A 13,363-nucleotide genomic window follows, 5' to 3' on the forward strand; every position below is an offset into this window, starting at 1 on the left:
CCCCTTTCTCCTCGTTAAGGCCCGGCCCAGGGCTCCCTGACGTCGATCGCCGAGGTGCACGTCGTTGCGCTCTCGCACGGCGTGTCGAGCGCAACAACGTGCACCTCAGCGGGCGGCGGTCGGAGGCGCGCGACGCTCAGCCGACGGGGCGCGGGATCTCCAGCCACAGGTCGACCTCGTCGTCCTCCGACTCCGCGCCCAGCGCGTTCGCTGCGCCGTCGTCCGACATGCGGAGGCCCACCACGGTCACGGCCGTCTTCGACGAGCGCGGCACCGTCCGCACGATCAGCTTGTCGGTGGTCGTGCCCCGGATCGCCTCGGCGAGACGGTGGAGCACACCCTCCAGGCCGCGCTGGTCCAGGTCGTCGATGCCGCCCTCGTCGAGGAGGCTCACCACGACGCCGCGGCGGCGCGCATCCATCACCTCGCGGCGGACGTCGTCGTTGAGGAGGCGGCGTCCGCGGATCTCGTCCCGGATCGCGCCCTCCAGGTAACGGCACTCGCGCCGTTCCGCCTCGGTGAGGTCGCCGCCACGGCGCACGATCTCCGCGAGCATGGGGGCCGCCACGCGGTACGTCTGCCGCAGCCGCAGCTGCCGCTCCATGACGTGAGCCTCCTGGGCCGCCTGCCACTCCGTCGCCTCACGCTCGGCGCGCGCGAACTGGAGTGCGTCGCGGCCGGCCTTCGCGAGCGAGCCGGCGATCACGACCGCGACGCCGACCCAGACCACCGAGCCGATGACGCCGAGCCCGGCGAGGGCCCCCAGGCCCGCCCAGACGACCGTCTGGACCGCCAGGAAGGCGACGCCGGCCCAGGCGACGATCTGCTGGCGGCGGACCGCGCAGATGGTCATCAGCGTGCCCACCGCCGCTACGTACCAGGTGGCGTAGCCGTTGTCCTTGGCCGGATCGAGCTGGCTCGTCACCAGGATCGGGATGACCACGCAGACGGCGAGGTCGAACGCGGCGAGCCAGAGCGGCATCTTCGTCGGGCTGGTCGGCCAGAGGCTGAGCACGGTGGCGATCCCGTAGAGCACCATCGCGACGATGGCAGGGCCGGCCGTCCGCGGCGTGCTGAGCGACGAGAGCGCCAGGAAGAGGTGGTACGCCGAGAACAGCGCACCGAGGCTGAGGAAGAGGACGCGGTTGAGCGTGATCACTCGGCCGCCTCCTGTCCGCCTGCGGCCACGGGCTCGTGCATCCCCGCCGCCACCGAGGAGGACCCGAGCGAGGACTGGTCGGCCGACGGCCAGAGGATGGTCACCGTAGTCCCGGCGCCGGGCTCCGACTCGATGCGGGCGCGCCCGCCGATCTTGGCGAGACGGTCCCGGATGCTGATGCGCAGGCCGAGGCGTTCGGCCGGGACCTCCGACTCGGTGAAGCCGCGTCCGTCGTCGCGGACGACGACCTCCACCGTCGCGGCCGGACCTCCGCCGCGGATCGAGACGCTGCGGTGCACCTCGGGGCCGCCTGCGTGCTGCATGCTGTTCACCATCGCCTGGACGGTGGCGGAGTAGACGGCCTCCGCGACGTTCACCGGGAGCGTGTGCACCTCGACGTCGTGCACGTCCACAGCGAACGGCGACGAGAATGCGTTCGCGGCGGTCACCAGTCGCTCGGTGAGGCGGTCGAGCCCGACGGCGGACTGGTCCTCCGGCGTCGCCGCCTCGGCGGCGTGCAGGTGGCCGATGGCGTCGGCGGCCATGGCGGCCGCCAGCTCCTTCTGCTCGGGTGTCCGGGCGGAGGCCGCCGAGAGCAACGTGGTGAGGACGCTGTCGTGCACGATCGCATCCACCTGCACCCGCTCCACCTCGGTGGCGTGCTGGCGGACCGCGTTCGCGTACCGCGCGAGCGCCTGGCTCTGCGCCGCGTCGACCGCGCTGGACGCCTGGCGCATCATGGCGATGATGGCGAGGATGACGCCGCCCAGGATGGTGGCGTAGATGGCGTCGAGGGCGGCGAGTTCGAGCCCGGCGCCGCCACCGGCCGGCAGCGCGCGCACGATCCCGTAGGCGAGCGGTGCGGCGAACGTGTAGATGATCGCCAGCCACAGCGGGTAGGCGACGGCGGCGAAAGCGGTGAACACCGAGCAGAGGAACCACACCCAGGGCTTCTCCGTGCCGAAGGCCACCGGATCGGCCACCAGGAACGGCCAGGTCACGATCGCGCCGAGGTAGACGATCGACAGCACGCCCATCGCGATCTTCACGCCGCGCTGGATGACGGCGAGGATCACGGTGAGAGCGAGCCCGCCGAAGACCGCGATCATCCACACGCCGCCCCAGGGCTCGCGCAGATCGCTGAGCTGGCTCAGAGCGGTGGGCAGCGTCTGCAGCCCGAAGACGAGACCGAACGCCGAGACGGTGCGATCGGAGATGCGCTCGATCCGAGCGCGGCTGAGGGGGTTCCTGGGCTTCGCCGTCTCCAGCGGCAGCCCCGGCCGGACCCCGCTAGGGGCGCTCATTGCCGGTCTCGGGATCGAGTCCCGGAAGGATGCCGTCCTCCACCGCTCGTCGCAGCAGGTCCACCTTGGTGGGCGCCGGGCGTCCGACCTCGACGTATTTCACGCGGATGCGGTCGAGGTACTCGCGTGCGGTGGAGTTCGCGATGCCGAGCTGCGCCGCGACCGCCTTCAACGGGAGACCGGAGGCGTACAGGTGCAGCACATCCCGCTCGCGCCGCCCGAGCTGCGCTTTGGCGAAATCGCTGTCCGCATCGATCGCGGTCGCCCACTCCAGGTTGTTGAGCACATCCCCGCGGGCCACGGTCGCGATCGCGCTGATGACCGTGGTCGTCGGGGACGACTTGGGGATGACGCCGGCAGCACCCGCGGCGAGCGCCTCCCGGACGCTGGCGACGCGGTCGGCGATGCTGTGCACGAGCACGGCGGCACCGGTCGCCTGTGCGCGCTTGACGTTGTCGGTGACCTTGGAGCCGTCGCCGAGGGACAGATCCAGCACCACGACGTCGCACTCCTGCGATCCCAGCTGGGCGACGAAGTCGTCCACTGTTGCCGCCGTCAGGACGACCTCGTACCCGGCGTCCTGACAGGCCGCCTTCAGCCCCAGACGCACAGATTCGTGATCGTCGACGATTGCCACCCGCACCATGCTGACCATCGTAGGGGGTGAATGCATTCGATCGGTCAGTACGTCAGCGCGTCAGCGTGGCGACCGCCTCGACGTGGTGCGTGTTCGGGAAGAGATCGAACGCCCGCATCCCGCGCATCCGGTAGCCGTGGGCGTCGAAGAACGCGAGATCGCGGGCGAGCGCGACGGGGTCGCAGGCGACGTACACGACCTGGGCCGGATCCAGCGATGCGATCGCGTCGACGACCTCCCGGCCCGCTCCCGAACGCGGAGGGTCGAGGACGACGGTCGCCGCCCGCAGCCGGGCGCGCTCGGCAGCCGAGGCGTCCGTGGCGAGCCGCGTGACGTAGCGCTCCACCCGGTCGGTCAGCGCCTGCGCACCGACCCACTCGGCCAGGTTCTCCGCCGCGTCGTCGGTCGCGGCCTCGTCGCTCTCGACGGAGGTGATGCGCAGGGTGGACCCGAACCGGTCGCCGAGCGCGGCGGCCAGCAGGCCGACGCCGCCGTAGAGGTCGAGGTTGGCGGCGCGCGGGTCGAAGAGCGCCTCGTCGACGGCGGACTGCACGGCCTCCGTCAGCGTGCGGGCGGCTTCGCGGTGCACCTGCCAGAAGCCGCGCGCGTCCAGCCGGAACTCGCGGTCGCCGACCCGCTCGCGGATGGGGACGGGGCGGCGGCGCGGGCGCGGCTGCCGCTTCTGCAGCGCTCCGGCGCGTCCGCGCGAGCGCTGTCCGCGCCCGCTGGGGCGAGGTACTGCTTCGTTGACGAGCACGTGCGAGGTGCCGAGGCCTGTGGCCACCACATCCACCGACTCGGCGCCGGGGAAGAGCTGCCCGAACGGCGTCGCCTCCTGCACGAGCGCGGTGGCGAGCGGCAGATCCTCGACGGGGACCACGGTGTGGGAGCGCGGAGCGAACGGCCCGATGCGCCCGCGGTCGTCGACCTGGAGGCGCACGCGGGTGCGCCATCCGGTGCCGTCCGCCGTCTCCCCGGTGACCGGCTCGACGCCGAGGGGACGGCCGTCCGGTCCGACGGTCGCGATGGCCTCCGGCGAGAGCTTCGCCTGCCGCTGCAGCGCATCCTCGATCACGCGACGCTTGAGCTCGCGCTGGTGCTCCAGCCGGATGTGGCCGAACTCCGCCCCTCCCGCGCGCTTCCCCGCAGGCCGGTCGGCTGCAGCGGCGGGCCAGACCTGCGGCCGGCGCTCGGGCGACGCCTCCAGCACCTCCACCAGCTCGCCCCGCCAGAACCGGTCGTGGCTGGTGTCGCCGATGCGCGCGCGGATGCGCTCGCCCGGCATCGTGTCCGGCACGAAGACGACCCGGCCCTCGTGGCGCGCGACGAACACGCCGCCGTGGGCGACGTTGGTAATGTCGAGCTCGACCTCGTTCGCCGCGCGGTTTCCGTCGTCTTCATCAGGCATCCTTCGAGCATCCCATAGGTGACCATGCGCCTCTACCTCGCCTCCACCTCCCCGGCCCGTCTGGCGCTGCTGCGGGCGGCCGGCATCGAGCCGGTCGTCGTGCCGTCGCACGTCGACGAGCCCGCCGCCGTCGCGGCTGCGGAGGCGGAGCACGGGCCCCTGAGCGCCGACGCGATGGTGCAGTTGCTCGCGCGGCTGAAGGCGGAGGCGGTGCGCGGCACCCTCGACGGCGAGCCGATCGACGGCCTCATCCTTGGCGGCGACTCGGCCTTCGCCATCGACGGAGCCATCCACGGCAAGCCGCACCTGCCGGAGGTCGCGCGGGAGCGCTGGCGGCAGCAGCGGGGCCGCACCGGCGTGCTGCACTCCGGTCACTGGCTGATCGACCACCGAGACGGCCGGGAGAACGCGGCCGCCGGAGCGGTCGCACGCGCCGCGGTGACGTTCGCGGGCGTGACCGACGCCGAGATCGACGCGTACGTCGCGAGCGGCGAGCCGCTCGAGGTCGCCGGAGCGTTCACGATCGACAGCCTGGGCGGTCCGTTCATCACGCGCGTCGAGGGCGACCCGAGCACCGTCGTCGGGCTGTCGCTGTCCACGCTGCGCGAGCTGGTCATCCGCCTCGGAGTGGAGTGGACCTCCCTCTGGGCGCCCGCCCGCTGAGCGGCTCGACCCGGCGGCCGGGGCAGAGGGTTGTAGGCTGTCGGAGTTTGCGATCGCTCATTTTTGTGGGGATCGACCAAATCCCGTTCGATATCGAGCAATAGGCTAGGGAACTGTGCCCCGTATCACCAAGGTTCTGATCGCCAACCGCGGCGAGATCGCCGTCCGCGTCATCCGCGCAGCGAAGGACAGCGGCATCGCCTCCGTCGCCGTCTACGCGGACCAGGACCGGGACGCTCTCCACGTCCGGCTCGCGGACGAGGCGTACGCGCTCGACGGCGCGACCAGCGCGGAGACCTACCTGGTGATCGACAAGATCCTGTCGGTCGCGCGCCGCTCCAGCGCCGATGCGGTCCACCCCGGCTACGGCTTCCTGGCCGAGAACGCCGACTTCGCCCGAGCGGTGATCGCGGCCGGCCTCACCTGGATCGGGCCGTCCCCCGAGGCGATCGAGCGCCTGGGCGACAAGGTCTCCGCACGTCACGTCGCCGAGAAGGTCGGTGCTCCGCTCGCCCCGGGCACTCTCAACCCGGTCGCGGATGCCGCCGAGGTGCTCGACTTCGTCGACGTCTACGGCCTGCCCGTCGCCATCAAAGCGGCTTTCGGCGGCGGTGGACGTGGCCTCAAGGTGGCCAGAACCCGCGAGGAGGTCGGCGAGCTCTTCGAGTCGGCCACCCGCGAAGCGATCGCGGCCTTCGGCCGCGGCGAGTGCTTCGTGGAGAAGTACCTCGACCAGCCGCGTCACGTCGAGACGCAGTGCCTCGCCGACGCCTACGGCAATGTCGTCGTCGTCTCCACGCGCGACTGCTCGCTGCAGCGCCGCCACCAGAAGCTCGTCGAGGAGGCGCCCGCACCGTTCCTCACCCCCGAGCAGACGGAGAGGCTCTACTCGTCGTCGAAGGCCATCCTCAAGGAGGTCGGCTACCAGGGCGCCGGCACCTGCGAATTCCTGATCGGCAAAGACGGGACGGTGTCGTTCCTCGAGGTGAACACGCGCCTCCAGGTCGAGCACTGCGTCTCCGAGGAGGTCACCGGCATCGATCTGGTGCGCGAGCAGTTCCGGCTCGCCGAGGGCGGCGAGCTGGACTACGACGACCCCGCGCCGCGCGGACACTCCTTCGAGTTCCGCATCAACGGCGAGGACGCCGGTCGCGGGTTCATCCCCTCGCCCGGCCCGGTGCATGTCTTCAAGGCGCCCGCGGGCCCCGGTGTCCGCGTCGACAGCGGCATCCAGGCGGGCGACGTCATCAGCGGTGCCTTCGACTCGATGCTCGCCAAGCTGATCGTGACCGGCTCCAGCCGTGAGGAGGCGCTCGAGCGCTCCCGCCGCGCCCTCGACGAGTTCGAGGTCGCCGGACTCCCCACCGTGCTCCCCTTCCACCGTGCCATCGTGCGCGACCCGGCCTTCGCGCCGCAGGACGGCGAGCCGTTCTCGGTGTACACGCGCTGGATCGAGACCGAGTGGGACAACACCATCGAGCCGTGGTCGGGCGAACTGGGCGACCAGCCCGCCGCCGAGCGCCGCAGCAACGTCGTCGTCGAGGTCGAGGGCAAGCGCATCGAGGTCTCCCTGCCCGCCAAGCTGCTCAGCGGCGGCGGCGCGGGTGAGCCGGCCGCGGCACCGGCTCCCCGCCGGCGCGGCGGAGCGCACGCCGTCGAGACGGCGACCGGCGACTCCGTCACCGCTCCGATGCAGGCGACCGTGGTCAAGGTCGCCGTGGCCGACGGCGACCCGGTGGTGAAGGGCGACCTCGTGCTGGTCCTCGAGGCGATGAAGATGGAGCAGCCGCTCATCGCCCACAAGGACGGTACGGTCTCCGGCATCAACGCGTCGGTCGGCGAGACGGTCTCGTCGGGTCACCTGCTGCTCAACATCGTCTGACGTCGCGCCATCGCCTCGCGATTCGTGCCAAATCGTCGTTATGGGGAGGCGCATAGCCGCGATTCGTGCCAAATCGTCGGTATGCGCGGCGCATAAACGCGATTCGTGCCGAAGGAACGCTCCACGCGCGGCATCACGGTGATTCGTGTCGAGTGTGCGCTTCGTGCTCGATCTCCATTCGTGCCGAATGAAGGCTTTGCGCGCGGCATCCCGATCATTCGTGCCGAATGAAGGCTTTGCGCGCGGCATCCCGGTCATTCGTGCCGAATGTGCATTTCGTTCTCGGCGGCGATTTGTGCCGAATCGTCGTTATGAGCGGCGCATTGCCACGATTTGTGCCAAATGGTGAGCAGATGGGCGCGTGCGGGGCGGGGGCGTCAGCCCGTGGAGTCGCCGGGGTCGCCCTTGAGGTCGATGCTGATCTCGTCGGCGTCGAGGTTGACGAGCGCGCCCTCCAGCACGTCCGCGCTGAACGTGCCGTCGTCGCGCGCGTCCAGCAGCGCGTCGCGCTGAGCCCGGAGCTGGGCCAGCCGCGCCGCTTTGTACTCGGCGAAGGCCTCCGGGGTTCGCTCGGTGGTGGCGGGAAGCGGTACCGTCTTGGCCGCCTCGAACAGCAGCTCCATCAAGCGGCGGCGCTCGTCGCGTTCGGCCTGCGGATCGATGCCTGCGGGCTTCACGAGCCGGAGCACGAGGCTGAGCGTGCCGCCCTGCAGCAGGAGCGAACCCGCCGCGACGAGGAACGCGATCAGCACGAGCACCGAGCGTCCCGGCGTCTCCGTCGGCAGCGACTGGGCGGCCGCGACGGTCACAGCGCCGCGCATCCCGGCCCACACCACGATCGCGCCCTCCCGCCAGCCGAGCGGCGCGCCGGTGAAGTAGTCGATGTCCGCGAGCACCCGGCGCAGGCGCGTTCCGAAGCGGGTCAGGTTCTCCACGGTGGGGATGCCGCGGCGGGCCAGGCGACGCCTGCGACGTTCCGCCCGCTGAGGTGAGACCGGCCGCTGGCCCTCCCCGCGCGGGTATGCCAGCACCTCGTCCGCCAGGGGGGCGTCTCCCCCGTCGACCGAGCCGGCCGCTTCCGCCGCCCGCCCGTCCGCCTCCCCCGGCCCGGCCGTGAGCGCCGCAGGGTCCGGCGGCGCGACCCGCTGCGCGATCCCGCGCTGCAGGGCCTCCGGGTCGGACAGGTGCTCCTGCAGCTCCTGCAGCCGCGGACGCATCCGCTCGCCCCGCCGGTGCCGTCGCGCGAGCAGAGCGAGCAGCGGCGCGACGAAACCGGCACGCACCAGGATGGTCAGCACCAGCGCCCCGGCCGCCACCCCGATCGCCGGCAGCACGCCGGCGTGGTCGTTCTGCACCTTCTGCAGGATGCCGAACAGTTCGAGCCCCATGGTGAGGAAGATCAGGCCCTCCAGGATGAGCTCGACCGTCCGCCAGTTCTGCGCGTCCGACAGGCGGTGCTCCGGCGAGAGCAGGCGCGGCGCCCGGCTGCCCGTCACCAGCCCTGCGACCACGGCCGCCACGAGACCGGACGCGCCCAGCGCTTCAGCGGGCAGCGAGGCGAGGAACGGCACGGTGAACGAGATGACCGTGTTGACCGTCGCATCCTTCACCCGCTGGCGCACCTTCAGGTTGAGCCAGCCGACGAGGACTCCGAAGGCCACAGCGACGGCGACCGAGTAGAAGAACGAGAGGGTCACGCTGCCCAGAGTGAACGACGCGGCGGCCGCCGCGACCGCCGAGCGCAGCAGCACCAGCGCCGTCGCGTCGTTGAGCAGGCTCTCGCCCTCGAGGATCGCGACCACGCGCGGCGAGATCCCCGCGCGCTTCACGATGCTCGTGGCGACGGCGTCGGTCGGGCTCACGATGGCGCCGAGGGCGATGCCCCAGGCGAGCCCCAGCCCGGGGATCGCCCACGCGAAGAACAGCCCGAGCAGCACCGAGCTGACGATGACCAGCAGCACCGAGAGCCCGCCGATGGCACCGAACTCGCGCCGGAAGTTCATCGCGGGCATTGAGACCGATGCCGAGTAGAGCAGCGGCGGCAGCACGCCCGCGATGATCCACTCGGGCTTCAGCTCCAGCGCGGGCACGAACGGGAGCAGGCTGACCAGGATGCCGACGACCACCAGGATCAGCGGCGACGCCACCCCGAACCTCGGCCCGATCGTGCTGGCCGACGCGATCGCGAGGACGGCGAGGACGCCGACGGTCAGCGCGATCTCCATCCCCCGGGCCTCCCGGTCAGAGCACGATGTGCATCGCGCGCGCCGCGTCGGTGATGGACCCGGAGAGCGACGGGTACACCGTGAACGCCCGGGCCACCTGATCGACCGTCAGCCGCTGCTCCACGGCGAGCGCGAGCGGGAAGATCAGCTCGGAGGCGCGCGGCGCGACGATGACGCCGCCGATGACCGTGCCGGAGCCGGTGCGCGCGAACAGCTTCACGAAGCCGTCGCGGATGCCCAGCATCTTGGCGCGCGGGTTCGACTTGAGCGGCAGCTTGTAGATGTCGCCCTGCGCGATGCCCTCCTCGATCTGCTTCTGGCTCCAGCCGACGGTGGCGATCTCGGGCTGGGTGAAGATGTTGGAGGTCACGTTGCGCAGCTCGATCGGGTTGACCGCGTCGCCCATCGCGTGGAAGACGGCGGTGCGCCCCTGCATGCTGGCGACGGATGCGAGCGGCAGCGAGTCGGAGCAGTCACCCGCGGCGTAGATGTTCGGGATGGACGTGCGCGCCACCCGGTTCACCCGGATGTGACCGGAGTGGGTGACCTGCACGCCCGCCTCCTCGAGCCCGATCCCGGACGTGTTCGGCACCGAGCCGACGGCCATCAGGCAGTGGGACCCCTCGACCGTGCGTCCGTCGGTGAGCGTGGCGACCACCCCGTCCTCGGTGCGCACCACCGACTCGGCGCGGGACTTCGAGAGCACCTGCATGCCGTTGCGCTTGAAGACGTTCTCGATCACCGCCGCCGCGTCCGCGTCCTCCCCCGGCAGCACCTGGTCGCGGGAGGAGATGAGCGTGACCTTCGAACCGAGCGCCGTGTACGCCGAGGCGAACTCCGCGCCCGTGACACCCGACCCGACCACGATGAGGTGCGACGGCACCGACTTCAGATCGTAGAGCTGGGTCCAGGTGAGGATGCGCTCCCCGTCGGGAACCGCGGACGGCAGGATGCGCGGGCTCGCGCCGACGGCGACGACGATGGTGTCGCCCTCCACCCGGTCGAAGTCGGTGCCCGAGTCGCCTTTCGCGGTGGACACGATGATCGCACCGTCGCCGTCGAGGCGTCCCTCCCCGTTCACGATGCGCACACCGGAGCGCACGAGCTCCGCCCGCATGTCTTCGGACTGCTGCCGGGCGAGCCCGATCAGCCGCTTGTTGACCGCCGACAGGTTGACCGCGATCTCAGGCCGGACCGGCTTGCCGGTCTCTCCCCGCGAGAAGAACTGGACGCCGAGGTCGGTGGCCTCGCCGATCGAGTTGGTCGCCTCCGCGGTCGCGATCAGGCTCTTCGACGGGACCACGTCGGTGATCACCGCGGACCCGCCCACGCCGGAGCGCTCGACCAGGGTCACGTCGGCGCCGAGCTGCGCGCCCGCGAGTGCCGCCTCGTAGCCGCCCGGGCCGCCGCCGAGGACCGCGATGCGCTGCTTCCGCTCGAATTCATACGCCATGCGCACCATTCTTCCGTATGGGGGTGCACCGATGCGCATCCGGCCACCGCCCTGCCGAAAGCCGGCGGCTCAGTAGAGTTGGCTCATGCTGGATTCCACCACCAACCCGCTCGACGACCCCGCCGCCGACCCGTTCGACGTGGCCCGCCAGGCCGCCGCCCAGCTGGCCGAGAAGACCGGGGTGGAGCGCCACGACATCGCGCTCACCCTGGGCAGCGGCTGGGGCAGAGCCGCGGATCTCATCGGTGAGACGGTCGCGACGGTCCCCGCCACCGAGATCGTCGGCTTCAGCAAGCCGGCCCTCGAAGGCCACGTCGGCACGCTGCGCTCGATCCGCCTGCCGAACGGCAAGCACGCCCTGGTCATCGGCGCCCGCACCCACTACTACGAAGGGCACGGCGTGCGCCGCGTCGTCCACAGCGTCCGCACCGCCGCGGCCGCCGGTGCGACCACGATGGTCCTCACCAACGGGGCGGGCGGCATCAAGGAGCACTGGAAGCCCGGCACGCCGGTGCTGATCAGCGACCACATCAACCTGACGGCGGACTCCCCGCTCGAGGGCGCGACCTTCATCGACCTGACGGACCTCTACTCGCACCGCCTGCGCGAGCTCGCGCGCACCATCGACCCGTCTCTCGACGAGGGCGTGTACACGCAGTTCCGCGGCCCGCACTACGAGACGCCCGCCGAGGTGCAGATGGCGAAGGCGATCGGCGGCCACATCGTGGGCATGTCCACCGCTCTCGAGGCGATCGCTGCCCGGCAGGCCGGCATGGAGATCCTCGGGATGTCGCTGATCACGAATCTTGCCGCCGGCATCCAGAAGACCCCGCTCAGCCACCAGGAAGTCATCGACGCCGGCCGCGCCGCCGAGCCGGTGATCAGCGCCCTGCTCGCCCAGATCGTGGAGGCCCTGTGACCACGAAGGACACCCCGCAGCTGCTCGGGGAGGCCCGCGCCTGGCTGGCGCAGGACCCGGATCCGGAGACCCGCGCCGAGCTCGACTCCCTGATCGCGGCCGCCGAGGCGGGCTCCGCCGAGGCCGTCGCCGACCTCCACTCGCGCTTCGACGAGCGCCTCGAGTTCGGCACGGCCGGACTGCGCGGGGAGCTCGCCGCCGGCCCCAACCGGATGAACCGGGTGCTCGTCGCCCAGGCGGCCGCGGGCTTCGCGCGCTGGCTGCTGGAGCACGCCGAGGGCGGGACGCCGTCGGTCGTGATCGGCTACGACGGCCGGAAGAACTCCGACGTGTTCGCGCGCGACACCGCCGAGCTCATGGCCGGCGCCGGCATCCACGCGGTGCTGCTCCCGCGCCTCCTGCCCACCCCGGTGCTCGCCTTCGCGGTACGGCACCTGCGGGCGAGCGCGGGCGTCATGGTGACGGCCAGCCACAATCCTCCGAACGACAACGGCTACAAGGTGTACCTCGGCGGCGAGGACCACGGCTCGCAGATCGTGCCGCCGGTGGATGCGGAGATCGCCGCGCACATCCTCGACGTGGCCACGGGCAGCGTCGCCGGCCTCCCCCGGTCCGACCGCTACGAGGTCGCCTCGGACGACGTCGAGCAGGCGTACATCGACGCGACCGTCCAGGTCGCCTCCTCGACGGCTCCGCGCGACGCCGTCTCGTTCGTCTACACGGCGATGCACGGCGTCGGCTGGCGCACCGCCCGCGAGGTCTTCGCGCGGGCCGGCTTCGCCGCTCCTACTCCCGTCGCCGCTCAGATCGACCCGGACCCGGCCTTCCCCACGGTGGCGTTCCCCAACCCGGAGGAGCCGGGGGCCATGGACCTCTCGTTCGCAACGGCCCGCGACAGCGGGGCCGACCTGATCATCGCCAACGACCCGGACGCCGACCGCCTGGCCGTCGCCATCCCGGACCCGGCGAACGCCGACGGGTACCGCCGGCTCTCCGGCAACGAGGTAGGCGCGCTGCTCGGCTGGCGCGCCGCCGAGCTCGCCACGGCGTCCGCCGGCGAGCGGGGCGCGTTCGGCACGCTGGCGTGCTCCATCGTCTCCTCCCCCGCCCTCGCGGCCGTCGCCGGCGCCTACCGTCTCGACTTCGCGGACACGCTCACCGGTTTCAAGTGGGTGTCGCGGGCTCCCGGGCTGGTCTACGGATTCGAGGAAGCCCTCGGCTACCTGGTGAACCCGGGCAGCGTCCGGGACAAGGACGGCATCTCGGCCGCGGTCGCCTTCCTCGACCTCGCCAACGCCCTGGCGGCCGACGGCGTCACGATCTCCCAGCGGCTGGACGCCTTCGCCGAGCGGTTCGGTTTCTTCGCGAGCGACCAGATCTCGCTCCGGGTCACCGAGCTGTCGCGCATCGGCGAGATCATGTCGGCCCTGCGGTCGACGCCGCCGAGCCACCTGGGCGACGTCCGTGTGACGCAGATCGACGACCTGCGCGACGGCTTCGGCGGCCTCCCGCCGAGTGACGTGCTGCGCATCCTCCTGGAGGACGGATCGCGTGTGATGGTGCGGCCGAGCGGCACCGAGCCGAAGCTCAAGATCTACATCGACGCGTCGAGCGACGAGGGCACCGTCGAGGAGCGGCGGGCGACGGCGACCGCCCGGGTCGCGGCCCTCGCCGAGGCGATGCGGCTGCTGACGGCCTGAGGGTTGACCAGCG

Annotated in this window: 10 protein-coding genes; 4 read left to right on the forward strand and 6 right to left on the reverse strand. The window is 71.7% G+C overall.

The annotated features are described in order from the left end of the window. Positions 1-136 precede the first annotated feature (136 nt). The 4 genes from ACR9Y5_RS14390 to ACR9Y5_RS14405 are packed head-to-tail and all read right to left on the reverse strand — an operon-like array spanning position 137 to position 4,508. A complete protein-coding gene (locus ACR9Y5_RS14390) occupies positions 137-1,159 on the reverse strand; it encodes a hypothetical protein (protein WP_310134601.1) in 1,023 nt (340 codons plus the stop codon). Further along, a complete protein-coding gene (locus ACR9Y5_RS14395; RefSeq protein WP_481298581.1) occupies positions 1,156-2,463 on the reverse strand; it encodes a sensor histidine kinase in 1,308 nt (435 codons plus the stop codon). The genes ACR9Y5_RS14390 and ACR9Y5_RS14395 overlap by 4 nt, the downstream gene beginning before the upstream one ends. Next, positions 2,450-3,109 carry a response regulator transcription factor gene (locus ACR9Y5_RS14400; protein WP_310134597.1) on the reverse strand — a complete coding sequence of 220 codons (660 nt, stop codon included), beginning with the start codon at positions 3,107-3,109 and terminating at the stop codon, positions 2,450-2,452. The genes ACR9Y5_RS14395 and ACR9Y5_RS14400 overlap by 14 nt, the downstream gene beginning before the upstream one ends. A 43-nt stretch (positions 3,110-3,152) precedes the next feature. Further along, entirely contained in the window at positions 3,153-4,508 is a 1,356-nt protein-coding gene (locus tag ACR9Y5_RS14405; RefSeq protein ID WP_481298582.1) for a class I SAM-dependent RNA methyltransferase, read from the reverse strand. Between the two features lie 24 nt (positions 4,509-4,532). On the opposite strand from ACR9Y5_RS14405, the gene ACR9Y5_RS14410 reads away from it, so the two are divergent. Together ACR9Y5_RS14410 and ACR9Y5_RS14415 are read left to right on the forward strand one after the other, a co-directional pair. Beyond that, the gene (locus ACR9Y5_RS14410; RefSeq protein WP_481299590.1) at positions 4,533-5,171 is read left to right on the forward strand and encodes a Maf family protein; all 639 of its coding nucleotides are present in this window, start codon (positions 4,533-4,535) and stop codon (positions 5,169-5,171) included. 115 nt (positions 5,172-5,286) lie between these two features. Continuing rightward, the gene (locus ACR9Y5_RS14415) at positions 5,287-7,053 is read left to right on the forward strand and encodes an acetyl/propionyl/methylcrotonyl-CoA carboxylase subunit alpha (RefSeq protein ID WP_481298583.1); all 1,767 of its coding nucleotides are present in this window, start codon (positions 5,287-5,289) and stop codon (positions 7,051-7,053) included. 377 nt (positions 7,054-7,430) lie between these two features. Here ACR9Y5_RS14415 and ACR9Y5_RS14420 read toward each other — a convergent pair whose 3' ends face one another. Both ACR9Y5_RS14420 and ACR9Y5_RS14425 read right to left on the reverse strand, forming a co-directional pair. Then, positions 7,431-9,278 carry a cation:proton antiporter gene (locus tag ACR9Y5_RS14420; RefSeq protein WP_481298584.1) on the reverse strand — a complete coding sequence of 616 codons (1,848 nt, stop codon included), beginning with the start codon at positions 9,276-9,278 and terminating at the stop codon, positions 7,431-7,433. Positions 9,279-9,294: 16 nt separating this feature from the next. After that, on the reverse strand, positions 9,295-10,731 hold the full coding sequence (locus ACR9Y5_RS14425; RefSeq protein WP_481298585.1) for an NAD(P)H-quinone dehydrogenase: 1,437 nt from the start codon (positions 10,729-10,731) through the stop codon (positions 9,295-9,297). A gap of 85 nt (positions 10,732-10,816) precedes the next feature. Here ACR9Y5_RS14425 and ACR9Y5_RS14430 point away from each other — a divergent pair, with 85 nt between their 5' ends. Both ACR9Y5_RS14430 and ACR9Y5_RS14435 read left to right on the forward strand, forming a co-directional pair. After that, positions 10,817-11,650, forward strand: a complete 834-nt coding sequence (locus tag ACR9Y5_RS14430) for a purine-nucleoside phosphorylase (protein WP_481298586.1) — start codon at positions 10,817-10,819, stop codon at positions 11,648-11,650. Then, a complete protein-coding gene (locus ACR9Y5_RS14435; RefSeq protein WP_481298587.1) occupies positions 11,647-13,350 on the forward strand; it encodes a phospho-sugar mutase in 1,704 nt (567 codons plus the stop codon). The genes ACR9Y5_RS14430 and ACR9Y5_RS14435 overlap by 4 nt, the downstream gene beginning before the upstream one ends. Positions 13,351-13,363 lie beyond the last annotated feature (13 nt).

Source organism: Leifsonia sp. KNZ13-11D, assembly GCF_056754895.1.